The organism is Pseudomonas fluorescens (assembly GCF_012974785.1).
GTDB classification, from domain to species: Bacteria; Pseudomonadota; Gammaproteobacteria; order Pseudomonadales; family Pseudomonadaceae; genus Aquipseudomonas; species Aquipseudomonas fluorescens_BT.
Genome location: NZ_CP027561.1, coordinates 5,686,287 through 5,712,867, shown reverse-complemented (window position 1 = coordinate 5,712,867; position 26,581 = coordinate 5,686,287). Strand labels below are relative to the sequence as shown.

Here is a 26,581-nt window from a genome sequence, read left to right as displayed (position 1 = left end):
CAAGCCGAGGATTATACCTGAGCTATGACCTCACGCGCCAGTTGAGGTCGGGTTTGATGCAGGAACATCCCGTTTGAGCAATTCGAGCAGCAAAGATTTTTCTTCGGTGCTCAGATCGCTTTGACGTGATTTCCTGAGAAGTTGTTCCAGCTTTCGCTCGCGCTGGCGGGCTGACAAGCTAGTTATGGTGTCGAAAAACTGTTGTTCAAGGTTTTCTCCGTTGATCAACCACTCCTTTTCTGCCAGGCGGGTCAGCAATCGACCTTGTTCGGTGCCATGCCATCGCGAGATCAACTGAAAAGAGTTTAGCTGAGGATTCTTTTGCACGGCTTCCAGTGAGGCCACCAGCAGTTGGGTATTGGTATTGTCTTCATCCGCGAAATGGCTGGCCGTCTCGACCTTCAGCGCCAGTTGCGGGTGATGGATCACCGTTCGCAGGGCGGCCATGATCGGTGGCTCGACCGGGGCCGGTACTCTTGGTGCGCGCGGTTGATCGCGATCACCGCCACGCTTGCCATTCTTGTCCCAGGTTTTTTTGTCCCATTTCTTGCCGCCGGCGCCGGGTTTTTTCGGGGTCCATTCCTGCTGCGGCACATACATGTCCTGTGCCTGCGGCTGATGGTAGTCGCTGAAGTCCGGCATCGCGTCATAATCGATGCCCGGATCGTAGGCGGGCGGCGCTTCCTGCGGCGCGCTCTGAGCAAGCTGGCTGACGGTCTCGCTGCTCAGGCCGGTGATTTCGGTCAGGCGCTGGCGCATCAGGATCCGCAGATTGGCCCCCGGCACTTTATCGATCAGCGGTGCGGCAAGCGTTGCCATATGCGCCTTGCCTTCGAGCGAACGTGGGTCGGCCTCTTCGGTCAGTTGCTGGAAGAAGTAGTCTGCCAGGGGCTGCGCGTGCTGATTGATCCGCGCACGGAAGGCGTCTGTGCCTTCGGCGCGGATCAGGGTGTCCGGGTCCTCGCCTTCGGGCAGGAACAGGAACCGTGCGCGGCGACCGTCCTGCAGGCTGCTCAGTGTCGCTTCCAGTGCGCGCCATGCGGCGTTGCGGCCGGCCTGGTCGCCGTCGAAGCAGAACAAGACGTTCGGCACTACGCGAAAAAGACGCTTCAGGTGCTCTTCGCTGGTGGCTGTACCCAGCGTCGCGACGGCATTGCGCAGGCCTTGCTGGGCCAGAGCGATGACGTCCATGTAGCCCTCGACGACGATGATTTCGTCGAGGTTGCGGTTGTTCTTGCGGGCTTCATACAGGCCGTAGAGTTCCTGGCCTTTATGGAATACCGGGGTTTCCGGCGAGTTCAGGTATTTCGGCTTGTCGTCGCCGAGGACTCGGCCGCCAAAGGCGATGATGCGCCCGCGAGTGTCGCGGATCGGGAACATCACGCGATCACGGAAGCGGTCATAGCGCTTGCCTGTTTCGGCGTTCTCGATCAGCAGGCCGGCATCGATCATGGCTTTCTGCTGCAGGGTGTCGCTGCTCAGGTGCTTGTACAGATTGTCCCAGCCCGGGGGAGCGAAGCCGAGGCCGAAGTCCCGGGCGATCTCGCCAGTCAGGCCACGACCCTTGAGGTAATCCACTGCCGCCTTGCGTGCCGGATGGCTCTTGAGCGCCTGCCGATAAAAGTCGGCGGCGGCGCTGAGTAGCGGGTACAGCGGTGAGTCGGTCGGCTGGCGCGGTTTGTGCGAGCGGCCGCCTTCTTCGCGCGGCACTTCCATGCCGGCGGCTTTGGCCAGATCCTCGACGGCCTGGGGGAAGTCCAGGTTGTCGTGATCCATGAGAAAACCGAGAGCGTTGCCACCTGCGCCGCAGCCGAAGCAGTAATAGAACTGCTTGTCGGGGCTCACGCTGAACGACGGGGTTTTCTCTTTGTGGAACGGGCAGCAGGCGGTGTAGTTCTTGCCGGCCTTCTTCAATTGCACGCGCGAGCTGACCACGTCGACGATGTCGGTGCGGTTCAGCAGGTCGTCAATGAAGCTCTGGGGAATCAGCCCGGCCATGGCGTTCTCGTCGTCTGCGCTGTAATGAGTCCGATGCGAAGGGCGGCCGGACGCGGGTCATGCTTGAAAGCGCACGAAGAGTGCGGCTCGACCGGTGTCGTCTGCGTAATCGCTGTCGGGAAGTGTATCTGCCGAAAATCCACTGACGTTAGTACCTATCAGTCTTCGACTATTTGAAAGTGTTGCGCTGAATCCGCTGACGGCCGGTTGATGGCCTCGGATAGCTCAATAAAGCGGGCACGCAAGCAGGTGCCTTGGGCTGATCGTCGTAAGAGGAATCAGTGGGTGTGCTCGTCAGTAGCCTTGAAAGGCTCGTCAGAAAAGACGTGCACCGCTGGCAAAAGAGCCAGGCCTGACGCGGTGAAGCGGATTTGTCTCGGTCGCGTGTGCGGCTTCGACGGTGAAGCATCAAGCGTTTTACGCAAATGCCATTAGCCCGGCTGAGGGCCGGGCTTGGCAGAAGCTTGCTACGATCGTCTGTGTATTAGTACAGACGAACGGCGCGGCGCTGTTCGCGCTGAACTTTCTTGGCGTGACGCTTGACAGCGGCTGCTGCCTTGCGCTTACGCTCGGAAGTTGGCTTCTCGTAAAATTCGCGGCTACGAACTTCAGCCAGTACACCGGCTTTTTCGCAGGAGCGCTTGAAACGACGCAGAGCTACGTCGAAGGGTTCGTTCTCTTTAACTTTGACGGCTGGCATCCAGAGCTACCTTCATTCATTACCGGGGTCAACATCCTCGCGGCAAAAGAGCACTTGAAGACGTCGGTTTTTAAGGGTTGCGGATGTTAACCCCTCAACGCTCGGAATGCAAAGCCTCTGATCGAAAACCGCTGGTCGGGGCATCCAGTGGCGACTATTATGCGCGCCTTCGAATTCAGCCTAAACAAGGCGCAAACCCATGCTAGTACTGGGATTAGAAACTTCCTGCGACGAAACCGGCGTCGCTTTATACGACAGTGAGCGCGGCCTGCTGGCCGACGCACTGTTCAGCCAGATCGACCTGCACCGCGTCTACGGCGGCGTCGTGCCGGAGCTGGCATCGCGCGATCACGTCAAGCGCATGCTGCCCTTGATCCGTCAGGTGTTGGCAGAGGCTGACTGCGTGCCGACCGAGATCGACGCCATCGCCTATACCGCGGGTCCCGGCCTGGTCGGGGCTTTGTTGGTCGGGGCTTCCTGCGCCCAAGCGCTGGCATTTGCCTGGGGTATTCCGGCACTCGGCGTGCACCACATGGAAGGCCACTTGCTGGCACCGATGCTGGAGCCAAAACCGCCGGAGTTTCCGTTCGTCGCTTTATTGGTGTCCGGTGGTCATACGCAGTTGGTTCAGGTCGATGGTATCGGCCAGTACAGCCTGCTTGGCGAGACTCTCGATGATGCTGCAGGCGAAGCCTTCGACAAGACTGCGAAGATGATGGGCCTCAATTATCCGGGCGGGCCGGAAATCGCCAAGCTGGCGGAGAAGGGCGTCGCAGGACGTTTCACTTTCCCGCGTCCGATGTGTGATCGCCCGGGCCTGGATTTCAGCTTCAGCGGTCTGAAGACCTTCGCCCTCAACACCTGGCAGCAATGCGTCAGCGCCGGGGACGACAGCGAGCAAGCCCGTTGCGACATCGCGCTGGCGTTCCAGCAGGCCGTGGTGGAGACTTTGACCATCAAGTGCAAGCGTGCGCTGAAACAGGCCGGCATGAAGCGTCTGGTGATCGCCGGTGGCGTGAGTGCCAACAAGGCGTTGCGGGCTTCGCTCGAGAAAATGCTCGGCGACATGAAGGGCGATGTGTTCTACGCCCGCCCCGAATTCTGTACCGATAACGGCGCGATGATTGCGTTCGCCGGTTGCCAGCGTTTGCAGGCCGGCCAGCAGGAAAGCCTGGCGATCAGCGTGCAGGCGCGCTGGCCGATGGAGCAATTGTCGGCGCTGGGATGAGCGACGCTCACGTGTGCTATTTAAAAATGCCGTTCGCGCCCGGCAAACAGGTCGCGTAGATTGCCCCGGTGACGCCAGACGATCAGCAGCGTGAGCGTGCTCATCGGCAACAGCGCCGCCGGTTCCTGCCAGGCCAGCAATGGCAGGGTCAGGGGCGTGGCGATCAGGGCCGCCAGTGAGCTGGTGCGGGTCAGGTAGAACGTCAGCAGCCAGGCACACACGGCCAGCAGTGCGGCAGGCGGATACAGGCCCAGCAGCATGCCGGCGGCCGTGGCGACGCCCTTGCCACCGCGAAAGCGGAAGTACAGCGGGAACAGGTGACCGATCACGGCACAGACGCCGATCCACGCCTGATCCTGCAGCGAGAGGCCCGATGCCGAAGCGATCAGCACCGGCAGCAGGCCTTTGCACAGATCGCCCAGCAGGGTCAGGATCGCGAGTTTGCGGCCGGCCAGGCGCAGCATGTTGGTGGCACCGGCATTACCCGAGCCACTCATTCGCGGGTCCGGATTTCCGGTCAGGCGGCTGAGCAAAATGGCGAAGGACAGAGAGCCGAGCAGGTAGGCGAGGATCGCCAGTAACCAAAACATGCTAACTATTCCGGGCGAGGACGCCCTGATTCTAACGGCGCATTGCGCCCTTGTCGTGCAGTGGAGAGAAGTGCTTGGACAGAGTGTTTATCGAGGGCCTGGAAGTCGACACCGTGATCGGTGCCTACGACTGGGAGCGCGGCATCCGACAGTGCCTGCGTCTTGATCTGAGCTTCGCCTGGGACAACCGTCCGGCCGCAGCCGGTGACGACCTGACCCTGGCGCTCGATTACGCCAGTGTTTCCACGCGGATCCAGGCTTTTGCCGAGCAGGCTCAGTTCCAGTTGGTCGAAACCTTCGCCGAGCGCCTGGTCGAAGTGCTGATGAACGAATTCAAGATCACCTGGGTGCGCCTGAAGCTGACCAAGCCTGGCGCGGTTCCGGCCGCCAAGGGTGGTGTCGGTGTGGAGATCGAGCGCGGATGTCGCTGACTCAGGTCTATCTCGGGCTCGGTAGCAATATCGAGCGCGAAACCCATCTGCGCGCAGGTCTGGATGCTCTGGACGGTTTTCTGGTGGATATCCGCTGTTCGGCGGTGTTCGAAAGCCAGCCGGTGGGGATCAAGAGTGGGCCGTTCTTCAACTTTGTGGTCTCGGCCTACACCGATCTGCCCCTGATGGAACTGGATCGCCGGCTGAAATTCATCGAGGCGGATAACGGTCGCTACGCCCCGGACCGCAAGGGATTGCCGCTGGACATCGATGTCCTGCTGTACGGCGAGCTGACCGGCAATTTCGACGGGCTGATCCTGCCTCGGGCCGAGATTCTGAAAAATGCTTTTGTGTTGTGGCCGCTGTCGCTGATTGCGCCGGATCGGGTACATCCTGGGGTGGGAAAAAGCTTTGCCACCTTGTGGTCCGAGGCGCAGATCGATCAGGTACTGGCACCGGTCGGATTTGAATGGCGCGGTATTCAACTCACCTCTTCGGATTTATTGAACTGACTGACGCCATCGCGACCGGTGCGCGATGGCATCAGATGTTCTCAAGAAGACGCTGACTCCTTGTAAGCCTTCAACGCCTTGAGCCTTTCACGCTTGAGTGCTTCGCCCAGCTCCGGGCCTTTGAAACCCTTTTCCAGCAACGGTTGAACCGCAACGGCCCGGGCAGCGCTGGCGGCGCCGCGCAGGTAATCCGCCTGTGGGTAACTTCGCTGTTCAAGTCCTTTGCGTCCCCGGGCGTCCATCTCGCACGCCACGATGAATGCTTCGAAGCGCTGCGGTCGACGATAAACATCAAAACTTTGCAGCAACTCCAGCAAGGTCGAAGCCTTCAGTTCCAGCGCGCGATGGCCGTGGGTGTGGTACTGACCGACCAGAAGAGCCAGTTCCTGGCAGTCCTTCGGCGCCTTGAAGCGTTCATTCACGGCCGTGATCAGCTTCAAGCCCTTGTGTTCGTGGGCGATGTGCCGCGGCCATTGCTCTTCCGGGGTCAGGCCCTTGCCGAGATCATGCAGCAGGCAGGCCCAGCGTACCGTCAGTGGTTGTTTGTGCAGGGCGGCTTGCTCAAGCACGCTCAGTGTGTGAATACCGCTGTCGATTTCCGGGTGATGAACTTCCGGTTGCGGGATCCCGAATAATGCATCGACCTCTGGCATCAGCACCTTCAGGGCGCCGCAATCACGCAATACCTGAATGAAAATCTGAGGCTGGTCTTCCATCAAGGCACGGGAAATCTCTTTCCAGCTACGCTCGGCAGTCAACGCTTCGAGTTCGCCGGATTCACTGAGCTGGCGCATCAGGTCCATCGTTTCGGGGGCCACCGTAAAACCCATTCCCGCATAACGGGCGGCAAAGCGCGCAACACGCAGGACTCGCAGCGGATCTTCGGCGAAAGCGGGGGAAACATGACGCAGAACCCGGTCTGCGAGATCGCGCTGGCCGTGGTAGGGATCGGTCAGGTTCTGCTGATCGTCTTCGGCCATGGCATTGATCGTAAGGTCGCGGCGGATCAGGTCTTCTTCAAGCGTGACCTCGGGGCTGGCGTGAAAGGTGAAGCCGCCATAACCGCGACCGCTTTTGCGCTCGGTGCGGGCCAGGGCGTACTCCTCACCGCTTTTCGGGTGAAGAAAGACGGGGAAATCCGCACCTACCGGGCGAAAGCCCTTGGCGAGCATTTCTTCGGTGGTGGCACCGACCACCACCCAATCGATATCGGTGACCGGTTTGCCCAGCAGGCGATCACGTACTGCGCCGCCGACCTTGTAAATCTGCATAAAAAACCTCCGTTGGCCCGACAGGATAACCCTTGCGCCGGACTTTCGGAGGCCAGAACGGGATCAAAGATGAATGACAGCCAGATCGAGCCGACCGTAATCCCCTTCACCGTGTTCGCTGCGGGGTGGAACGTGGTGGGTTTTCATGATCTGGTCGCCCTGCAGGGTCTCCAGATGAATGTCGAAACCCCATAGCCGATGCAGATGTTTGAGTACCTCTTCGGTGGAATCGCCCAGCGGTTTTCGGTCGTGCTGCTGGTGACGCAGGGTCAGTGAGCGGTCGCCGCGTCGGTCGATACTGTAGATCTGCACGTTCGGCTCGCGGTTGCCCAGGTTGTATTGCGCAGCAAGCGTTTCGCGAATGATCCGGTAACCGCCCTCGTCATGAATGGCGGGTACCAGCAGATCGTCTTTCTGGTCGTCATCGAGGATGCTGAACAGCTTCAGGTCGCGGATCACCTTCGGCGACAGGTACTGCAGGATGAAACTCTCATCCTTGAAGCTGCTCATGGCGAACTTGATGGTCGACAGCCAGTCGCTGCCGGCGATTTCCGGGAACCAGCGGCGGTCTTCCTCCGTAGGCTCTTCGCACATGCGCCGAATGTCGCGGTACATCGCAAAACCCAGGGCATAGGGGTTGATGCCGTTGTAGTAGGGGCTGTCGAATCCCGGCTGGAATACCACGCTGGTGTGGGACGTCAGGAATTCCATCATGAAACCGTCGGTGACCAGCCCTTCGTCGTAAAGGTCGTTCATCAGCGTGTAGTGCCAGAAAGTCGCCCAGCCTTCGTTCATCACCTGGGTCTGGCGCTGTGGATAGAAATATTGGGCGATCTTGCGCACGATCCGCACGATTTCCCGTTGCCACGGCTCCAGCAGCGGCGCGTGTTTCTCGATGAAGTACAGGATGTTTTCCTGCGGCTCGGCCGGGAAGCGTGCGTTGTCCTTGTCGCTGAACTTGTCCGCGCCTTTTGGAATGGTGCGCCACAGGTCGTTGATCTGTTTCTGCAGATGCTCTTCACGGTCCTTCTGCCGACGCCGCTCTTCCTCGGCGGAAATCGGGTATGGGCGTTTGTAGCGGTCGACGCCATAGTTCATCAAGGCATGGCAGGAGTCGAGCAGGTCCTCTACCGCGTCGATGCCGTGGCGCTCTTCGCACTGCATGATGTACTGCTTGGCGAACACCAGATAGTCGATGATCGAACTGGCATCGGTCCAGGTGCGGAACAGGTAATTGCCCTTGAAGAAGCTGTTGTGGCCATAACAGGCGTGGGCCACGACCAGTGCCTGCATGCAGATGGTGTTCTCTTCCATCAGATAAGCGATACACGGGTCCGAGTTGATCACGATCTCGTAGGCGAGTCCCATCTGCCCGCGGCTATAGGATTTCTCGGTACTGAGGAAGTGTTTGCCGTAGGACCAGTGGTGATAGCCCAGCGGCATGCCGACCGAAGCATAGGCGTCCATCATCTGTTCGGCGGTGATCACTTCGATCTGGTTGGGATAGGTGTCCAGGGCGTAGCCGGCCGCGATCCTGGCGATTTCGCGGTCGTAGGCCTGGATCAGCTCGAATGTCCATTCGGAGCCGGTGGATATCGGTTGGCGCTTCTGCTCTTTGGCGGTCATGTCACTAACCTGCGCTGGAAGAGTTCACGGAAGACCGGATAGATATCTCCGGCCGAGACCAGCTGCTGCTGGGCAAAAGTGTCGGAAAAGGCTTCGGCGATGCGTTCGTATTCGTACCACAGGGCCTGATGTTCGCGCGGGGTGATCTCTACGTAAGTGTAGTACTGCACGAACGGCATGATCTGGTTGATCAGGATGTCACGGCAGATCGGCGAATCGTCGTTCCAGTTGTCGCCGTCGGAAGCCTGGGCCGCGTAGATGTTCCATTCGTTGCTCGGGTAGCGCTCGGCCATGATCTCCTGCATCAGTTTCAGGGCGCTGGAGACGATGGTGCCGCCGGTTTCCCGGGAATAGAAAAACTCTTCTTCGTCCACTTCCCTGGCGCTGGTGTGGTGGCGAATGAACACGACGTCGATCTTGTCGTAGTTGCGCTTCAGGAACAGGTACAGCAGGATGAAAAAGCGTTTGGCGATGTCCTTGGTCGCCTGGGTCATGGAGCCGGAAACGTCCATCAGGCAGAACATCACGGCCTTGGAGCTGGGGTTTGGCTGCTTGATCAGCAGGTTGTACTTGAGGTCGAAGGTGTCGAGGAAGGGCACGCGATGAATGCGCGCGCTGAGTTTCTCTATTTCCGCTTCCAGGTCTTGAATGTCGCCGAAATTGTCCGGTTCTTCGCGTTTCAGGCGCGCCAGCTCTTCCTTGGCCTCGCGCAGTTTGGCGCGACTGCTGCCGGACAGCGCGATTCGTCGGGCATGGGCCGAGCGCAGGGTGCGGATGATGTTGATCCGGGACGGATTGCCTTCATTGCTGATCCCGGCACGCACAGTCTTGAAAGTATCGGTACCGGTCAGATTGCGTTTGACCAGGTTCGGCAGTTCAAGGTCTTCGAACATGAACTCGAGGAATTCTTCCTGGGTGATCTGGAAGACGAATTCATCCATGCCTTCCCCGGAGTTGCCGGCCTTGCCCGGTCCGCGGCCTCCGCCACCTCCCGGAGGACGCGCAATGTGTTCGCCTGCGGTGAATTCCTTGTTGCCGGGATGAACCACGGTCTGCTTGCCGCCGCGACCATGGTGAAGCACCGGTTCGTCGATATCGCGACCGGGAATGCTGATCTGCTCGCCGTGCTCCATATCGGTGATGGAACGCCGGCTGACCGCCTCTTCGACAGCCTTCTTGATGTGGTCACGGTAACGCCGCAGGAAGCGCTGACGGTTCACCGTGCTCTTGTTCTTGCCATTGAGACGTCGGTCGATCACATAACTCATGACTGCTCCTTAGAAGCTGTCCTGCAAAGGGCGAGCGGTCATGCAGCATTTAACCGAAGACTGGGGACGCAAACGCTCCCCCAAGCGCTTTGGGTGCTGCCTGAACCTTGCTAACGCCTTTTGAACACCTTCCAGAGGCCTGTGTAGCAGAAAATGCGTGCGCAGGCCTCGGGCTGACGACAACCGGTCTGACCGGCCGCGGTTTACTGTGATTTTCTGACCCGCAGATACCACTCGGAGAGCAGTCGTACCTGTTTGTCGGTGTAGCCGCGCTCGACCATTCGTGTAACGAAGTCGTTGTGTTTCTGTTGATCCTCTTTGCTGGCCTTGGCATTGAAGCTGATGACCGGCAGCAGGTCCTCGGTGTTCGAGAACATTTTCTTCTCGATGACCACCCGCAGTTTTTCGTAGCTGAGCCAGGTCGGGTTCTTGCCGTTGTTGTTGGCCCGTGCGCGCAATACGAAGTTGACGATTTCGTTGCGGAAATCCTTCGGATTGCTGATGCCGGCCGGTTTCTCGATTTTTTCCAGTTCCTCGTTGAGGGCGACGCGGTTGAGGATCTCCCCGGTTTCCGGATCGCGGTATTCCTGATCCTGAATCCAGAAGTCCGCATACAGCACGTAGCGATCGAAGATGTTCTGGCCGTACTCGCTGTAGGACTCGAGGTAGGCGGTCTGGATCTCCTTGCCGATGAACTCGATATAACGCGGTGCCAGGTACTCTTTCAGGTAACGCAGATAGCGTTCGCGGGTCTCGGCCTGGAACTGTTCCTGTTCGATCTGCTGTTCCAGTACATAGAGCAGGTGTACCGGGTTGGCGGCGATTTCATGGGGATCGAAGTTGAAGACCTTGGACAGGATCTTGAACGCGAAGCGGGTCGACAGCCCATTCATGCCTTCGTCGACACCTGCTGCATCGCGGTATTCCTGGATCGACTTGGCCTTCGGATCGGTGTCCTTGAGGTTTTCGCCGTCATACACGCGCATCTTCGAATAGATGTTGGAGTTTTCCGGCTCCTTCAGGCGTGACAGTACGGTGAACTGCGCCAGCATCTTCAGGGTGTCCGGCGCGCAATGGGCCTTGGACAGAGAACTGTTGAACAGCAGCTTGTCGTAGATCTTCACTTCGTCGCTGACCCGCAGGCAGTACGGCACCTTGACGATGTAGATCCGGTCGATGAAGGCTTCGTTGTTCTTGTTGTTGCGGAAGGTGTGCCACTCCGATTCGTTGGAGTGGGCCAGCAGGATCCCGGTGAACGGAATCGCGCCGAGGCCTTCGGTACTGTTGTAGTTGCCTTCCTGAGTGGCGGTCAGCAATGGGTGGAGCACCTTGATCGGTGCCTTGAACATTTCGACGAATTCCATCAGGCCCTGGTTGGCCCGGCACAGCGCACCGGAGTAGCTGTAGGCGTCGGCATCGTTCTGCGGGAATTCTTCAAGTTTGCGGATATCGACCTTGCCCACCAGCGCGGAGATGTCCTGGTTGTTCTCGTCGCCCGGTTCGGTCTTGGCCACGGCGATCTGGTTGAGGATCGACGGGTACAGCTTGACCACGCGGAACTGGCTGATGTCGCCACCGAATTCGGCCAGGCGCTTGGTGGCCCATGGCGACATGATGGTGTTCAGGTAGCGCCGGGGAATGCCGAAGTCCTCTTCGAGGATCGCGCCATCTTCGGTGGCGTTGAACAGACCCAGCGGGGACTCGAATACCGGTGAGCCCTTGATGGCGTAGAAGGGCACTTTTTCCATGAGCTGCTTCAGCTTCTCGGCCAGGGACGATTTACCGCCACCGACAGGGCCGAGCAGGTAGAGGATCTGTTTCTTCTCCTCGAGTCCCTGGGCGGCATGGCGGAAATACGACACGATCTGGTCGATGCATTCTTCCATCCCGTGGAAGTCTTCAAAGGCCGGATAGCGGCGGATCACCTTGTTGGAGAAGATTCGCGACAGCCTCGAGTTGGTCGAGGTGTCGAGCAGCTCCGGTTCGCCGATAGCCATTAACAGACGCTCGGCGGCGGAAACGTAGGCGCTGCGATCCTTTTTGCACAGTTCCAGGTATTCCTGCAGCGAGAATTCTTCCTGGCGTGTGGACTCGAAGCGTTGTTGGAAGTGGCTAAAGATACTCATGACGTCACCTCGCTCGATACGTGGAGCCGACGCCGGATCACTCAGTCGATGCTGGCAAGCAGCCGCGATGGCAGCTGTTGTTTACCCCCCAGAACCCTTTCGCGATCGACAACCGCGAAAGTCACTCCCGATGACCCGTGCGCCGGTGTACCGGCTCTCCCCTGTTTTGGATGGCCTGGGCTTAAGGATAGTTGGGAATTCGGGAGGTAAAGGCGAGATACGTAATAATGTGTGGCAGACCGTTCGTCTGCCACCGCGCGAGCCCACGGAAGCCGGGGCCTCGCACGCTACAAAAAAATTATTCGGAGGTGCCTTGCGCGGTTTCCGAAGGAAAAGTCGTACGCCACAGTTCGAAGCCGCCGTCCATGCTGTAGACGTCGGAGAAGCCCTGACTGACGAGATAAGCCGCGGCGCCCTGGCTCGAGTTGCCGTGGTAGCAGACCACGACGGTCGGTGCGTCGAGGTCGGCCCCCTGGATGAAGGCATGCAGGGAATGATTGTCCAGATGCTTCGAGCCGCTGATGTGCAGCGCAGCAAATGTGGCTGGATCGCGGACGTCGACCACTACGGCACCTTGCTCGCGCAGGGCCTGGGCCTGTTCCGGGGGGATTCGTTTGAATTCGCTCATGGCGGGTTCCTGTGGCACGGCTGAAAGCACAGTCTAACGCGGGGCGCTGACTGGCGAAGTTTCGGTGATCGGTGGTGCGACGGGAGGCAGGGCGCCGCCGTGTTCGTCGCATTTGCACGACAGCCGTTCAAAGCTGTCCACGTTCATCAGGGTCAGGCTGCCGCCCCACACGCAACCGGTGTCGAGGGCTGAAATGCCTGGCTCGTGGACGTCGCCCTCAAGCGCCGCCCAGTGGCCGAAAATGATCCGCAGGCCGCGGGTCTTGCGTTCCTTGTGCTGGAACCACGGCTTGTAGCCCGGTGGCGCGGTCTCCAGACCTTCCTTGCTCTTGAGGTCGAGCTTGCCTTCGGCGGTGCAGAAGCGCATGCGCGTGAAGTAGTTGGTGATGACCCGCAGGCGGGCCACGCCTTTGAGTTCGTTGTCCCACTTCGCCGGTTCGTTGCCGTACATGCCGTCCAGGAAGAGGGGCAGCAGGTTATCGTCACGCAATGCGGTCTCGACTTCTTCAGCGTATTTGAGCGCTTTGCGCAGCGACCATTGTGGTGGGATGCCCGCATGCACCATGGCCACCTCGCGCTGTTCGTCGTAATGCATGAGTTTCTGTTGGCGCAGCCACTCCATCAGATCGGCGCAGTCCGGTGCTTCAAGGATTTCACGCAGCGTGTCGGACTTCTTCATGCGCTCGATGTTCTTCTCCGCTGCCAGCAGGTGCAGGTCGTGGTTGCCGAGCACGCAGACCAGCGAATCGCGCATGCCATACAGAAAGCGCAGGGTTTCCAGCGATTGCGGGCCGCGGTTGACCAGATCGCCCACCAGCCACAGCCGATCCACCGCCGGGTCGAACGCGACCTGCCTGAGCAGGCACTTGAGCGGTTCCAGGCAGCCCTGCAGGTCGCCGACGGCATACGTCGCCATCAGTGCAGGGCTCCGGGCACGGCGAGGCGGAAGGGTTTGATGATCGCATCGAAATGCTTGCCGTCACTGGCGACCATTTCATAGCTGCCCTGCATGGTGCCGACCTTGGTGGTCATGACCGTACCGCTGCTGTAAGTGTGGCTTTTTCCCGCATCGATGAGCGGTTGCTGGCCTACCACACCGGCGCCGCGCACTTCTTCGACATGCCCGTCGCCATCAGTGATTACCCAATGCCGGGACATCAGTCGGGCCGGTTGTTCGCCATTGTTCTGCACGGTGATGGTGTAGGCGAAGGCGAAGCGGTCGTGCTCGGGTTGCGATTGGTCTGCCAGATAGTGAGTAACGACGCTGACATCGACCTGATAACGAGGATCGGACATGCAAGAGGCCTTAAGGACTAAGCGAGACGCGGGGTGTCGCCGGTGGGTTGAGTCTAGGCAAGTATCGGGCAGGAGACCAGAGCGGCGTCCTGCCCGGGAGCGGTCCTTGCCTGTCAGTCGGCTGCCGGTGCCGGTGCCGGTGCCGGCTGATCGGCGAGCTGGTCGGCCAAACGCACGAAGGCAGCCAGATCGAGTTGCTCGGGACGCAGGCTGCCATCGACGCCGGCGGCCTCGATTTCGGCGTTGCTCAGCAATTGCTTGAGGGTGTTGCGCAGGGTCTTGCGGCGCTGGTTGAAGGCTTCGCGCACGACGCGCTCCAGCAGCCGGTGATCCTTGGCCGGGTGTGGCAAGACCGCGTGCGGCACCAGGCGCACGATGGCCGAGTCGACCTTCGGCGGAGGATTGAATGCGCCAGGGCCAACGTTGAACAGGTGTTCGACCCGGCAGTGATACTGAACCATGATCGACAGGCGGCCCCAGTCGCCGCCACCCGGGCCTGCGGCCAGACGCTCGACCACTTCCTTCTGCAGCATGAAGTGCATGTCGCGAATGATCGCGGCATTGCTCAGCAGGTGGAAAATCAGCGGCGTGGAGATGTTGTACGGCAGGTTACCGACCACGCGCAGGCTGTTCGGCGCAGCATTCAGGGTATTGAAGTCGAACTTCAGTGCGTCGCCCTGATGCAGGTTGAAGTTACTCTTGCCGGCAAACTGCTGGTTGAGGATCGGGATCAGATCCTTGTCCAGCTCCACCACGTCCAACTGTGCGCCGGAGTTGAGGATGCCGGCGGTCAGTGCACCCTGGCCCGGCCCGATTTCCAGCATGCGGTCGCCGGCCTTGGCACTGATGGAGCGCAGGATTCGGTCGATGACGCCGGCATCGTGCAGGAAGTTCTGGCCAAAGCGTTTGCGCGCCTTGTGTTGGTATTGCTCGGTCATAAACGGGTCTCGGCCATCTGGTAGGCGGTTTCCAGGGCGACCTGCAGGCTGCCGGTGTCGATCTTGCCGCTGCCGGCCAGGTCCAGGGCGGTGCCGTGGTCGACCGAAGTGCGGATGATCGGCAGGCCCAGGGTCACATTGACTGCGGCGCCGAAGCCTTTGTATTTCAGCACGGGCAGGCCCTGATCGTGGTACATCGCCAGCACCGCGTCGCAGTGCTCCAGATATTTGGGGGTAAACAGAGTGTCGGCAGGCAGCGGGCCACGAAGGTCCATGCCCTCGCCGCGCAGGCGCTCCAGGATGGGTTCGATGATGTCGATTTCTTCATGGCCCAGGTGTCCGCCTTCACCGGCGTGCGGGTTAAGCCCGCAGACCAGGATACGCGGTTGGGCGATGCTGAATTTGTCTTGCAGGTCGGCGTGCAGAATCCGCGTGACCCGTTCCAGTCGCTCCGGCGTGATCGCATCGGCGATGTCGCGCAAGGGCAGGTGAGTGGTGACCAGCGCCACACGCAAACCGCGGGTGGCAAGCATCATCACCACTTGGGCGGTGTGGGTCAGGTCGGCGAGGAATTCCGTGTGGCCGGAAAAGGCGATACCGGACTCGTTGATCACGCCCTTGTGTACTGGCGCTGTGATCATCCCGGCGAAGTCGCCGTTCAGGCAGCCATTGCCGGCGCGGGTCAGGGTTTCAAGAACGAATGCGGCGTTGGCCTTGTCCAGTTGCCCGGCGACCACGGGGGCGCTGAGCGGAGTATCCCAGACATAAAGGCTGTTGGCTGGCGCCGGAGCATCCGGCCAGTGACCGGGCAAAACGGGCAGCAGACTGACGGCCAGCCCCAACTGCGCGGCCCGCTCTTGGAGCAGGTCGCGGCTGGTGATGGCAATCAGGGGGTGTGGCTGGGCTTGCGAGGCGAGCAGCAGGCACAGGTCGGGACCGATGCCGGCTGGCTCACCGGGAGTCAGCGCGAAACGCTTGGGTTTCACTGCGCTGCCTGGTCTGCACCAGGGAGTTTGATTTCTACGTACGCTTCGTCACGGATCTGACGCAACCAGGTCTGCAGCTCTTCGTCGTATTTGCGGTTACGCAGTACGGTCATCGCTTGCTGCTCGCGGGCCTGTTCGGTGCTGTCGGTGGCGCGACGGCCAAGGACTTCCAGAACGTGCCAGCCATACTGGGTCTGGAACGGCTTGGACAGCTGACCCTGTGGGGACTTGGCCATCACGGCGCGGAATTCCGGTACCAGTGCGTTCGGGTCGATCCAGTTCAGGTCGCCACCATTGAGGGCGGAGCCCGGGTCTTCCGAGTATTTTTTCGCCAGTTCGGCGAAATCTTCACCGGCTTCGATGCGGTTATACAGCGACTGGGCCAGTTCCTTGGTCTTGGCTTCGTCGCGGACCGGACTTGGCTTGACCAGAATGTGGCGCACATGCACTTCGTCGCGCATCTGGCTTTCGCCACCGCGTTTTTCCAGCAGCTTCAGGATGATGAAACCACCCGGAGTACGTGCCGGTTGAGTGATGTCGCCCGGCGACATGCTGCTCAGCTCGCGGTCGAACGGTGGTGGCAGTTGAGCGGCTTTACGCCAGCCCATGTCGCCGCCTTCGAGGGCGTTGTCGCTACCGGACCTGGCAACGGCCAGTTGACCGAAGTCAGCGCCTTGCTTGAGTTGCTGGTAAACCTCCATCGCCTGGCGTGCAGCGCTCTGAATCGCTTCGGAGCTGGCGCTTTCCGGGGTAGGAATCAGGATGTTGGCCAGGTGCAGTTCTTCGGACAGTTGCATCTTGCCAAGGTCGGAGGCGAGGAAGTTCTTCACTTCCTGCTCCGATACCTGAATGCGTTCTGCAACACGACGCTGACGCACACGGCTGATGATCATTTCCTTGCGGATCTGCTCACGGGCGCCGTCGTAACTCAGGCCATCTCGGGCCAGGGCCGCGCGGAACTGGTCGACAGTCATGTTGTTGCGCTGGGCGATGGTGCCGACAGCCTGGTTCAGTTCTTCATCGGTGATGCGGATGCCGGAGCGTTCGCCGATCTGCAGTTGCAGGTTTTCGACGATCAGGCGCTCGAGCACCTGTTGATCCAGCACGCCCGGAGGCGGCAAGCCGCCGCCACGCTTGGCGATGGTTTGCTGAACTTCGTGGACACGTTGATCCAGCTGGCTCTGCATGACCACGTCGTTGTCGACGATGGCCACCACTTTGTCGATGGGCTGTACCGCGGCGTTGGCCGCGGTACCCAGGAACAGCGCGCCCAGCATCAGCGGGCGCAGACAATCAGAAAGCTTGGTCTTCACGTTGACGATAACCTTGGATGCCTTTGTCGAGGAAGCTCTCAGTCTTGGCGCCAGTGAGGCCGCCGAGTCCCTTCAGAACAATTTGGAGGAAGACGCCGTGGTCGCCTTTTTCGTTTTCCGGGGCCTGCTGACTGAACTCGTCGTAGGACACCCAGTAACGGTTGATCAGGCGCAGTTTCCAGCAGCAGTTGTCGTATTCGAAACCACCGAAGGCTTCCAGCGTACGATTGCGGTTGTAGTCATACTGCCAGCGGCTGATGGCGCTCCACTGTGGAACGATCGGCCAGATGACCGAGAAGTCATGCTGCTCGATCTTGTAGTAGTCCTTCACGTAATTGGCGTCGCCCGGACGACCGTAGTCGCCACCACCCACTGTCCATTTACCGGTGTTCTGGTCGTAACGGACCTGGTCGTTGCGATAGCGATAGCCGACGTTGACCACCTTGTTCGGGTTGTCTTCAGGCTGGTAGTGGAACATCGCACTGCCCGAACGCGGGCTGTGGCTGTCCGGATCCCAGTTGTAGTCGGCCGTGGTGCGCCAGTCGCGGTTCCAGCGATATTCGTATTCCAGTGCGTAAGGCGAAACGTTGGAGCGTGCGTCGTCGCGATCGGCGAAGTCGACGCCCGGCAGTTGAACCTTGCGATCCTTGAAGTACAGGGCCTGGCCGACGCTGATGCGTTGACGTTCGAAACCGTCGTCTTCGATCCAGCGGCTGGTCACGCCCAGCGACAGCTTGTTCTCGTCACCGACACGGTCGGCACCGGAGAAGCGGTTGTCGCGGAACAGCGACGCGTAGCTGAAGGTGTATTCGCTGGTGTCGAACGCCGGGATGTCTTTCTGGTCTTTCTCCGGAACATAGAGATAGAACAGACGAGGCTCGAGGGTCTGACGGTAGTTCTTGCCGAAGTAGGACGTGTTGCGGTCGAAGTACAGACCGCTGTCGATACTGGCAATCGGAACACCACGGTTCTGCGAGCTGTTGAACGACTCGCCCAGCTTGGATGCATTGTTGCGGTTGGTCACCAGGTCGTTTTTGCCTTGGCCGTCGAGGTCAAGGTCATACTGGGTGTACTGGTACTTCAGCGATGGCTTGATGAAGCCATACGTCCAGTTCATCGGCAGGCTGACGCCCGGTTTCAGATTCAGACGCGTGCCGTTGGCGCGATCCAGGCCTGCCACGTTGGTATCGAGACGAGGCTGAGGGTCAGTTCCGTCTTTATTCGTGTAGCTGCCAGTCAGCAGATCCCGATCAAAGCGAACCAGCTCCGTCTCGTAATCGAAATTCAAACCTTCCGGATGGAACGGCAGCTGACCATTGAAGGTGATCTGCGGCAGGCGGTCATACGGGGTGATGCTCGACACGGTCGCCAGCTGGTAGGCCTGGGCATTCAGACGGGCCGTGTAGCTGTCGCCACGATAAGAGATCGAACCCTGCTGGTTCACATAGTCGGCACTCTTCACGCCGATCTGATCGGTTTCCAGATCCTGGAAATAGTACGGATCGCTGATCTTGGTGTAGTCGACCTGCGTGAATACGCGCGAATCCAGGCCACCCTTGTGTTGCCAGTTGTACATGTATCGGGTTTGCTTGGAGTCGGTCTGCAGGTCGCGGTCGTGGTCCTCGTCGTTGAGGAACGCAGCACCGAACTGACCTTCGCTGGACTTGGTCAGGTAACGGAATTCGCCTTCCACCAGCATGCCGCGCTTGCTCATGTAGCGCGGGTACAACGTGGCATCGTAGTTCGGCGCCAGGTTGAAGTAGTACGGGGTCACCAGCATGAAGCCGGTGTCGGTGCTGGTGCCGATGGTCGGCGGCAGGAAGCCCGACTGACGACGGTCGTCGATCGGGAAGTAGATGTACGGGGTGTAAAGGATCGGAATGTCCTTGACCCGCAGCGTCACGTTGGTCGCGGTGCCGAAGCCGGTGGCAGGGTTCAGGGTGATGTTGTTGCCCTTGAGCTGCCAGGCGTTGCTGTTCGGTTCGCACGTGGTGTACGTGCCGTCCTTCAGGCGGATGATCGCGTTTTCGGCGCGCTTGGCGTACAGCGCGTTACCGCGGATGCGCGACTTGTGCATCACGTATTCGGCGTTGTCGACTTTCGCTTCACCGGTGTCGAGCTGCACATCGGCGTGGTCGCCGACGATCAGCGCGCCGTTGTCACGGATGCGCACGTCGCCCTTGAGTTCGGCGCGGCTCTCGGCCTGGTAGAGGCTCGCTTCCTGGGATTCGACCTGCATGCTGCCCTGACGCAGAACCACGTCACCGGCCAGTGTGCCGACCTGATCTTCGGTGTTGTAGCGCGAGGCTTTCGCGCCGATGAAGGTCGGGGCGTCACTTTTATTCGTCTTGTCATTCATGCCAGGACGAATCGGTTCGATATAGGAACCAGAGCAGTAAGGACCGGTCTCGGCCAGTTGGGCGGCGGTGAGCTTCTCGCGCGGAACCCAGTCGAGGTGACTGTAGTCTTCGCTACGGGATTTCAGGCCACGGCCCTTGGACTCGGTGACGAGCACGGGTTTTGGCCCGGCGTCCGAAACCGTACCGTTCTCGGCCGGGGCTTCGCCAGCGGCGCTGACGGCACTGCCGTCATGCACCGGACGCGGCGGCAATGCCGCTGCCGGCGTCTTCGGCGAACAGGCCCAGCCGCCCGTAGCCGAGACGGCGCAGTCATACTGCTCGGCGGCGACAACGAATGAACTGGCCAGAGGTTGCATAGCCAGCAGACTGCCGGTTACCAACAACGGAAATTTTTTACGAAACGCGGGGGATTTCAATGCCATCTTATTAGTCCGGGCTTCCTGCGTGCCATCTGCCCGCGGTGTGGGCCGCACGCCTCTCGATGGTCTGAAAAAGATGCTGGATAATAAAGCATGACCCGCTTGACGGCTAGCGCCGTCGGAGACCCTTGCAATGCCTGACCAAGATGTACGCTTGCAACACCTGAAAGTTTGGCTCGATGAGCAGTTGGCAATCCTTTTCGCTGACCAGGGCTGGGGGGCCGTACCCCCGGCCACGTTGACTGCGGCCAGCAGCGACGCGAGTTTTCGCCGTTACTTCCGCTGGGAAGGCGCGGGTCGCAGTTTCGTCGTGATGGACGCACCGCCACCCCAGGAAAACTGCAAACCCTTCGTGGATATCGCCTTTTTGCTGGCGAAATCCGGTATCAACGTGCCGAAAATTTATGCGCAAGACCTCGATCGCGGATTTCTTTTGCTCAATGACCTGGGCAACAAGACCTATCTCGACGTGATCAATGGCGAAAATGCCGAACTGTTGTTCAGCGACGCCTTGCAGGCGCTGTTGGCATTTCAGCAGTTGCCGATGGTGGCACCGCTGCCCAGCTACGACGTCGCGCTGTTGCGCCGCGAGCTGGAACTGTTCCCCGAGTGGTACGTGAAGCGCGAGCTGGGCATCGAGTTCGATGCCGCCCAACAGCAGCAATGGCAACAGGTCAGCGATCTGCTGATCAATAGCGCTCTGGCCCAGCCCAAGGTGCTGGTGCACCGTGACTACATGCCGCGCAACCTGATGCTCAGCGAGCCGAACCCCGGCGTGCTGGACTTCCAGGACGCGGTATATGGTCCGGTGACCTACGACGTGACCTGCCTGTTCAAGGACGCGTTCCTCAGCTGGCCTGAAGAACGTGTACGCGGCTGGCTCGAAAGCTACTGGCGGCAGGCGACGGCGCTGAACATTCCGGTACAGCCGGACTTCGAAGACTTCCTGCGCGCCAGCGACCTGATGGGTGTGCAACGCCATTTGAAGGTCATCGGCATTTTCGCCCGCATCTGTCACCGCGATGGCAAACCCCGCTACCTCGCTGACGTGCCACGCTTCTTCTCCTATATAGATGCGGTGATCGCACGCCGTCCCGAGCTTGCAGAACTGCAGGCGCTGCTGGGCAGCCTGCGTGCCGGAGTGACTGCATGAAGGCAATGATTCTGGCGGCAGGCAAAGGCGAGCGCATGCGCCCGCTGACCCTGACCACCCCCAAGCCACTGGTGCGCGCCGCTGGCGTGCCATTGATCGAATACCACCTGCGGGCCCTCGCGGCGGCAGGTTTCAGCGAAATCGTGATCAACCATGCCTGGCTCGGCCAGCAGATCGAAGATTACCTGGGTGACGGCTCGCAGTTCGGCCTGAGCATCCGCTACTCGCCCGAAGGCGAGCCGCTGGAAACCGGTGGCGGTATCTTCCGCGCCTTGCCGCTGCTTGGTGACGAGGCGTTCCTGGTGGTCAACGGTGACATCTGGACCGATTACGACTTCAGCATGCTGCACCAGCCGATCACCGGACTGGCGCATCTGGTGCTGGCGGACAATCCGGCGCATCACCCGACAGGCGATTTCACCCTGACCGACGGCCAGGTGCGTGATGGCCAGGCCGATGCGGCGACCCTGACCTACAGTGGCATTGCCGTACTGCATCCGCAGTTGTTCGACGGCTGCACCGACGGTGCCTTCAAGCTGGCGCCGCTGCTGCGTAAAGCCATGGCGCAGGGGCAGGTCACCGGCGAGCGGCTGAAAGGTCACTGGGTCGATGTCGGCACGCACGAGCGGCTGGCTGAAGCCGAATCCTTGATAGAAGCGAGTCGCTGATATGTTGTGGCCAGGGACTCTGATTGGAGCCGGAGCGGGTTTTGCTATCGCCAGCATTCCGGGGGCCATGCTTGGGGCTTTGTTGGGGCAGGCGCTGGATCGGCGCCTGCATCTGCAGAGCTGGGGGCATTTGCGGGAAAGACTCGGCGGTCGGCCGGTGCTGCGCAACGACGAACTCTTGTTCGTCCTGCTCGGGCGTCTGGCCAAGAGCGACGGGCGGGTCACCGATGGTCATATCCAGCAGGCGCGTCAGGAGATGCGCGCGCTGGACATGAGCGAGCCGGCACAGCGCCGTGCGATTGCCGCGTTCAATCGCGGCAAGTCCGGTGGGGATCGCCTGCGCGGTTATCTGCGTCGCCTGAGCACTCAGCCTCACGCCGCCGAAGGGGTATTGCGAGCCTGTTGGCGGATGGTCTGGGCCGATGGCCGGGCCGGTAGCAGTGAGCGCGAACTGCTGGCGCAGTGGGGCAAGTGGCTGGGCTGGACGACTCACCAGATCCAGGCGCTGGCAGCGGATTACGAACCGCACAAGCGTCCGATCGTCAGTGCGGCCGTGAGCTATCAGGATGCGATGCGACTGCTCGGGGTGTCGGCAACCAGCGAACCGGCGCAGATCAAGCGTGCCTACCGCCGTCTGCTCAGTCGCCATCATCCGGACAAGATCGCCGGCACTGGGGCGACACCGGCCCAGGTGCTTGAAGCGACCGAAAAGACCCGCGAATTGCACAATGCCTACACCTTGATTCGCGAGCGGCGGGATTTCCGCTAGACGAAAAAAAAGATCGCAGCCCAGGCTGCGATCTTTTTGGGTGGTCGGTCAGTCCGGGGTTTGCGGATTCAACCAACCGCGCACTCGACGGAACAGTTGCTCCTGCTCAGCCTTGTTGTCCGGCAAGGCCTTGAGCGCCACCTGGCTGAACGCCGTGGTCTTCAGGCGCTTGCTGGCCTGCAGGCGCTCCAGTGCGGCGTTGCGATCCTGAGGTTTGTCCATATAGAAGATGTCGGCGGTCGGCAGCTTCAGCAGCGGTGTCAGTTCCGCCAGTTCCGGCGTGGCCTTGGTCGGCATCTGCGCGGCGACCATCAGCAGTTTTTCCACTTGTGCGGTCTGTTTTTCGTTCAGGAAACGGGCCGCCCAATAGGCGCCGGTGCCGTGCCCGAGCACTACGATGCTGCGCGCGCCCTGTTGTTCGGCGTAGCCGATAGCTGCGTCGATGCGGGCGAAGATTCGCTCGGCGTCGGCCTTGGACTGTTCTTCGGCGGTCTCGGCGACGACTTTGTCAGCGACCTCCGCTTCACCGCCGGCAGCCTGTTCGATAGGTTGGGCGGTGGTGGCGTCCTTGCTGCCTGAGTCGGCGGTTTTCGCCGCAGCTGGCGCCTCGATCACGCGGGGAGCGATGGTGTCGCTTTGCAGGTCGGGCAAGGTGATACTCAGCGTGTTCCACTGCGCATCCGGCAGCTTGCGGCGTAGCGGGCCGACCACCTGGGGCCAGTCGGCGGTTTCACCGACACTGGGGAGGATGATGACCGCGCCTTTGGGCTCGGCGGTGTTGGCCGGTTTCCACAGGGCGAGGAAGGTGTCGCTGCCGGCCTGCAACTGTTGTTGTTCCTGCGCCGGGACTTTGCGTTCGAGTGCCGAGGCCTCTTCCTGACTACGCTCAAGCAGCGGCTGGCGTTCGACCGGTTTTTCTTCAGCCGGTTTTTCTGCGGAAGGGGCGGGCGCCGGATCGGCGGCTTCGACGGAAAACGCACAAGGCAGGATCAGCGACAGGCACAATGCTGGCATTGCCAGGCGAGAGACAGGGAGCATCGGTTATTCCAGGCCAGAAAGTATCCCGGCAGCCTAAAGGGTTGGTCAGAATTTGTCAGGTTATGAGATGTCAATGATGCGGTTTTGCTGCCTGTGGGTTATCGGCTGTCTGGCGTTTCCCTTGATGGGGTGGGCGGCACCTGCGCCTGCGAGTCATGTCGCGCAGTTGTCGGCGAGCGAGCGTCAATGGCTGGCGCAGCACCATGAATTGCGGGTCGGCCTGGTGTTGCAGGCACCGTACGCGCAATACGACCGGCGCCTGCAGCGCTTGTCCGGGGTCAACGTCGAGTTGATGAAATGGCTGGCCAGGGCGCTGGACATCGAGCTCAGCTGGCGCAATTTTCCAGACCTGGAGCAGCTTGAAGCCGCCGCACGTGATGGTGAGATCGATCTCGCCCCGGGTCTGACCCAGACGCCGGGTGCGCTGCGCCTTTGGCAGTTCTCCGATCCCTACATGCGCGTGCCGCAACTGGTGGTCAGCGACCAGAAGGCCAGCGGTTCGGTGGAGCTGGAAAAACTCGACACTCAGGTCCGGGTTGCGGTACGCATGCCCAGCGTCACGGCCGATTATTTGCGCGGCAACTATCCCCATCTGAATCTGCAAGGCGTGCCGCTGGAGCGTCAGGCGTTGCAGTTGTTGTTGAGTCAGCAGGCGTCTTACGCCGTGGTGGATGAAGCGCAACTGGGGCGTCTGTCGACAGAGCCGGAGTTTGCCGGGCTGGTGGTGGTCGGCGACATCGGTCTGCCGCAACTGCTGCGGGTCGCCACCCGTCGTGACTGGCCCGAGCTGGCCGGGATCGTCGAAAGTGCCTTGCGGGCGATCCCGGCGAAAGATCTGGAACGCCTGCACACCCAATGGCTGCAACCCAAATACCCACGGTTCTCGGAATCGCCCGGGTTCTGGCAGAACCTGACCCTGCTGCTGGCCCTGTTGCTGCTCAGTTGCGCGGCGATCATCGTCTGGCAGCGGCGTCAGCAACACAGCCTCGAGTTACGCCTGCTGGCCGCCCGGGAAGACATCGCCCTGCGCGCCGCCAGTGAAGAGGCCTTGCGCCTGACCCAGTTTTCCATCGACCAGAGCACCGTCGGCATTCTCTGGGTCAACTGGGACAGCCACGTGCGCTACGCCAACCGTGCGGCGGAACACATGCTCGGTTATCCACAGGGCGCGCTGATCGAGCGACCGCTGATCGACTTCGAACCCGGTCTGCACATGGATCGCTGGCTCAACCTGTGGAAGCGCGCCCGGGCCAGCGAAGAAGGACCCCTCAGCTTTGAAACCAGCTGTGTGCGAGCCGATGGCAGCGTGTTGCCGGCGGATGTGTCGCTGAGTTTCCTGCGCTTTCGCGACAGCGAGTATCTGGTGGTCTACCTCACCGACGTGACCGAACGCCGACGTGCCCTGGCCGCGTTGCAGGAAAGCGAGGCGCGCCTGCAAGGCATCGCCGCCAACGTGCCGGGGCTGGTGTTCCGCCTGGAGCGGGCGCCGGTGACCGGGCAGATCGACTTTGCCTACATCAGCGAGGGCAGCGAGAGTCTGGTCGGCTACGCGCCGGCCGCCATCGCCCATCGCGACATGGGCCTGCGCAGTCTGGTGCATCCGGATGACCGGGCCGCTTATCACCAGACCCAGGATCAGGCGCTGGACACCGACAGCGACTGGTCGTGGCAGGGGAGGATCCTTACGCGACAGGGCGAACAGCGCTGGGCCGAGATCAAGGCCATCACCCGGCAACTGGAGGACGGCACCTACGTCTGGGACGGCATTGTCTGGGACATCACTGAAAGCAAACGCATCGAGCTGGAGCTGGCGGCATCGCGCGAACAACTGCGCGAACTGTCGGCGCACCTCGAAAGCGTGCGGGAAGAAGAGAAGGCGCGCATCGCCCGCGAGGTTCACGATGAACTGGGGCAGATGCTGACGGTGCTGAAACTGGAGACATCGATGTGCGAACTGGCCTACGCGCAACTCGATCCGGGTCTGAACGAACGCCTGAACAGCATGAAACGCCTGATCGCCCAGTTGTTCCAGTTGGTGCGCGATGTGGCGACGGCATTGCGCCCGCCGATCCTTGATGCCGGGATTGCCTCGGCCATCGAGTGGCAGGCGCGGCGATTCGAGGCGCGCACGCAGATTCCGTGTCTGGTGCAGGTACCGGACAATCTGCCGCCGCTCAGCGATGCCAAGGCCATCGGCCTGTTCCGCATTCTGCAGGAGGCGCTGACCAACGTCATGCGCCATGCCCAGGCGCATACTGTAGAACTGACGCTGGCGCAGGAAGGCGACGAATTGTGTCTGACGGTCAGCGATGATGGCGTAGGATTTGTCGCCGCTGCTGGCAGGCCGACATCCTTTGGACTGGTGGGCATGCGCGAGCGGGTGTTGATCATGGGCGGGCAACTGTCACTCGACAGCGAGCCGGGCGAGGGCACCACGCTGAGCGTGAGGGTGCCATTGGATGAGGAGAAGTAAGTGATCCGTGTACTGGTAGCCGAAGACCACACCATCGTTCGCGAAGGCATCAAGCAATTGATCGGCCTGGCCAAGGATCTGCAAGTGGTGGGGGAGGCGAGCAACGGCGAGCAATTGCTGGAAACCCTGCGCAACGTGCCCTGCGAAGTGGTGTTGCTGGATATCTCGATGCCTGGCGTCAACGGGCTCGAAGCGATTCCTCGGATTCGCGCGCTGAACCATCCGCCGGCGATTCTGGTGCTGTCGATGCATGACGAAGCGCAGATGGCCGCCCGGGCGCTGAAGGTCGGCGCCGCCGGGTATGCGACCAAGGACAGCGATCCGGCGCTGCTGTTGACGGCAATCCGCAAGGTCGCGGCGGGCGGGCGCTACATCGATCCGGAGCTGGCCGACCGGATGGTCTTCGAAGTCGGCCTGACCGATGCGCGACCGCTGCATTCGTTGCTGTCCGAGCGCGAGTTCTCGGTGTTCGAGCGCCTGGCGCAAGGCGCCAACGTCAATGACATCGCCCAGCAACTGGCCCTGAGCAGCAAGACCATCAGCACCCACAAGGCGCGGTTGATGCAGAAACTCAACATCACTTCGCTCGCCGAGCTGGTGAAGTACGCGATGGAACACAAGCTCCTCTGAGCGACATATCCAATAGCGACAGGCACTTTTACCGGTTCTGGCGGCTTGAGCCCCGACCCTTGCGTCGGGTTTGCCAAAACGCGCCATCCTTGTAGGGCAATCCCTACCCCCGGCCTTCCATCCGGCTGAGGCGATTCTCTCCTGCGCCCCGATTTGCGTGA

Annotated in this window: 23 protein-coding genes; 8 read left to right on the top strand and 15 right to left on the bottom strand. The window is 60.8% G+C overall.

Translation table 11 applies throughout. From position 1 onward, the window contains the following. Positions 1 to 30: 30 nt before the first annotated feature. Positions 31 to 1,998 (bottom strand): DNA primase, encoded by a 1,968-nt coding sequence (gene dnaG, locus C6Y56_RS26110; protein WP_169432170.1) that lies wholly within the window; start codon positions 1,996 to 1,998, stop codon positions 31 to 33. A 484-nt stretch (positions 1,999 to 2,482) separates the two neighbouring features. Further along, positions 2,483 to 2,698, bottom strand: coding sequence for a 30S ribosomal protein S21 (gene rpsU / locus C6Y56_RS26105; RefSeq protein ID WP_002551877.1), 216 nt, complete (start codon positions 2,696 to 2,698; stop codon positions 2,483 to 2,485). Positions 2,699 to 2,897: 199 nt separating this feature from the next. On the opposite strand from rpsU, the gene tsaD reads away from it, so the two are divergent. Further along, positions 2,898 to 3,926 carry a tRNA (adenosine(37)-N6)-threonylcarbamoyltransferase complex transferase subunit TsaD gene (gene tsaD / locus C6Y56_RS26100; protein WP_169432169.1) on the top strand — a complete coding sequence of 343 codons (1,029 nt, stop codon included), beginning with the start codon at positions 2,898 to 2,900 and terminating at the stop codon, positions 3,924 to 3,926. A gap of 20 nt (positions 3,927 to 3,946) precedes the next feature. Here tsaD and plsY read toward each other — a convergent pair whose 3' ends face one another. Continuing rightward, entirely contained in the window at positions 3,947 to 4,516 is a 570-nt protein-coding gene (plsY, locus tag C6Y56_RS26095) for a glycerol-3-phosphate 1-O-acyltransferase PlsY (protein WP_169432168.1), read from the bottom strand. Between the two features lie 74 nt (positions 4,517 to 4,590). Here plsY and folB point away from each other — a divergent pair, with 74 nt between their 5' ends. Together folB and folK are read left to right on the top strand one after the other, a co-directional pair. Beyond that, the gene (gene folB, locus C6Y56_RS26090; RefSeq protein WP_034155079.1) at positions 4,591 to 4,947 is read left to right on the top strand and encodes a dihydroneopterin aldolase; all 357 of its coding nucleotides are present in this window, start codon (positions 4,591 to 4,593) and stop codon (positions 4,945 to 4,947) included. Then, on the top strand, positions 4,938 to 5,459 hold the full coding sequence (gene folK, locus C6Y56_RS26085) for a 2-amino-4-hydroxy-6-hydroxymethyldihydropteridine diphosphokinase (protein WP_169432167.1): 522 nt from the start codon (positions 4,938 to 4,940) through the stop codon (positions 5,457 to 5,459). The genes folB and folK overlap by 10 nt, the downstream gene beginning before the upstream one ends. A 41-nt stretch (positions 5,460 to 5,500) precedes the next feature. Here folK and C6Y56_RS26080 read toward each other — a convergent pair whose 3' ends face one another. The 11 genes from C6Y56_RS26080 to C6Y56_RS26030 form a co-directional block, all read right to left on the bottom strand. Next, complete coding sequence (locus C6Y56_RS26080) at positions 5,501 to 6,730, bottom strand: multifunctional CCA addition/repair protein (RefSeq protein WP_169432166.1); 1,230 nt, start codon at positions 6,728 to 6,730, stop codon at positions 5,501 to 5,503. Between the two features lie 63 nt (positions 6,731 to 6,793). After that, positions 6,794 to 8,356 carry a SpoVR family protein gene (locus tag C6Y56_RS26075; protein WP_169432165.1) on the bottom strand — a complete coding sequence of 521 codons (1,563 nt, stop codon included), beginning with the start codon at positions 8,354 to 8,356 and terminating at the stop codon, positions 6,794 to 6,796. Next, positions 8,353 to 9,624 (bottom strand): YeaH/YhbH family protein, encoded by a 1,272-nt coding sequence (locus tag C6Y56_RS26070; protein WP_169432164.1) that lies wholly within the window; start codon positions 9,622 to 9,624, stop codon positions 8,353 to 8,355. The genes C6Y56_RS26075 and C6Y56_RS26070 overlap by 4 nt, the downstream gene beginning before the upstream one ends. A gap of 203 nt (positions 9,625 to 9,827) precedes the next feature. Beyond that, a complete protein-coding gene (locus C6Y56_RS26065; RefSeq protein ID WP_064599839.1) occupies positions 9,828 to 11,750 on the bottom strand; it encodes a PrkA family serine protein kinase in 1,923 nt (640 codons plus the stop codon). 298 nt (positions 11,751 to 12,048) lie between these two features. Beyond that, on the bottom strand, positions 12,049 to 12,378 hold the full coding sequence (gene glpE / locus C6Y56_RS26060) for a thiosulfate sulfurtransferase GlpE (protein WP_007959911.1): 330 nt from the start codon (positions 12,376 to 12,378) through the stop codon (positions 12,049 to 12,051). Between the two features lie 33 nt (positions 12,379 to 12,411). After that, positions 12,412 to 13,293, bottom strand: coding sequence for a symmetrical bis(5'-nucleosyl)-tetraphosphatase (locus C6Y56_RS26055; RefSeq protein ID WP_169432163.1), 882 nt, complete (start codon positions 13,291 to 13,293; stop codon positions 12,412 to 12,414). After that, positions 13,293 to 13,673 carry a Co2+/Mg2+ efflux protein ApaG gene (gene apaG / locus C6Y56_RS26050; RefSeq protein ID WP_169432162.1) on the bottom strand — a complete coding sequence of 127 codons (381 nt, stop codon included), beginning with the start codon at positions 13,671 to 13,673 and terminating at the stop codon, positions 13,293 to 13,295. Before apaG ends, C6Y56_RS26055 begins: the two co-directional genes overlap by 1 nt. 113 nt (positions 13,674 to 13,786) lie before the next feature. Then, entirely contained in the window at positions 13,787 to 14,611 is an 825-nt protein-coding gene (rsmA, locus tag C6Y56_RS26045; RefSeq protein WP_169432161.1) for a 16S rRNA (adenine(1518)-N(6)/adenine(1519)-N(6))-dimethyltransferase RsmA, read from the bottom strand. Continuing rightward, entirely contained in the window at positions 14,608 to 15,597 is a 990-nt protein-coding gene (pdxA, locus tag C6Y56_RS26040) for a 4-hydroxythreonine-4-phosphate dehydrogenase PdxA (protein WP_169432160.1), read from the bottom strand. Before pdxA ends, rsmA begins: the two co-directional genes overlap by 4 nt. Then, positions 15,594 to 16,910, bottom strand: coding sequence for a peptidylprolyl isomerase SurA (gene surA, locus C6Y56_RS26035; protein WP_169432159.1), 1,317 nt, complete (start codon positions 16,908 to 16,910; stop codon positions 15,594 to 15,596). The genes pdxA and surA overlap by 4 nt, the downstream gene beginning before the upstream one ends. Further along, on the bottom strand, positions 16,891 to 19,692 hold the full coding sequence (locus tag C6Y56_RS26030; protein ID WP_169432158.1) for an LPS-assembly protein LptD: 2,802 nt from the start codon (positions 19,690 to 19,692) through the stop codon (positions 16,891 to 16,893). The genes surA and C6Y56_RS26030 overlap by 20 nt, the downstream gene beginning before the upstream one ends. 130 nt (positions 19,693 to 19,822) lie before the next feature. Between C6Y56_RS26030 and C6Y56_RS26025 the strand changes: the two genes are divergently transcribed. From C6Y56_RS26025 to C6Y56_RS26015, 3 genes are read left to right on the top strand one after another with little or no spacing between them, the layout of a single operon-like run. Continuing rightward, a complete protein-coding gene (locus tag C6Y56_RS26025) occupies positions 19,823 to 20,842 on the top strand; it encodes an aminoglycoside phosphotransferase family protein (protein WP_169432157.1) in 1,020 nt (339 codons plus the stop codon). Next, positions 20,839 to 21,510: an N-acetylmuramate alpha-1-phosphate uridylyltransferase MurU gene (gene murU, locus C6Y56_RS26020; protein WP_169432156.1), complete on the top strand. Its 672-nt coding sequence runs from the start codon at positions 20,839 to 20,841 to the stop codon at positions 21,508 to 21,510. The genes C6Y56_RS26025 and murU overlap by 4 nt, the downstream gene beginning before the upstream one ends. Position 21,511: 1 nt before the next feature. Continuing rightward, positions 21,512 to 22,279, top strand: a complete 768-nt coding sequence (locus C6Y56_RS26015) for a TerB family tellurite resistance protein (RefSeq protein ID WP_169432155.1) — start codon at positions 21,512 to 21,514, stop codon at positions 22,277 to 22,279. A 48-nt stretch (positions 22,280 to 22,327) separates the two neighbouring features. Here the strand turns inward: C6Y56_RS26015 and C6Y56_RS26010 are convergent, their stop codons facing one another. Next, positions 22,328 to 23,317 (bottom strand): alpha/beta hydrolase family protein, encoded by a 990-nt coding sequence (locus C6Y56_RS26010; protein WP_169432154.1) that lies wholly within the window; start codon positions 23,315 to 23,317, stop codon positions 22,328 to 22,330. Positions 23,318 to 23,390: 73 nt separating this feature from the next. Here C6Y56_RS26010 and C6Y56_RS26005 point away from each other — a divergent pair, with 73 nt between their 5' ends. After that, a complete protein-coding gene (locus C6Y56_RS26005; RefSeq protein WP_169432153.1) occupies positions 23,391 to 25,790 on the top strand; it encodes a PAS domain-containing sensor histidine kinase in 2,400 nt (799 codons plus the stop codon). Further along, positions 25,791 to 26,420 carry a response regulator gene (locus C6Y56_RS26000; RefSeq protein WP_007959929.1) on the top strand — a complete coding sequence of 210 codons (630 nt, stop codon included), beginning with the start codon at positions 25,791 to 25,793 and terminating at the stop codon, positions 26,418 to 26,420. It begins immediately after the preceding gene. Positions 26,421 to 26,581 lie beyond the last annotated feature (161 nt).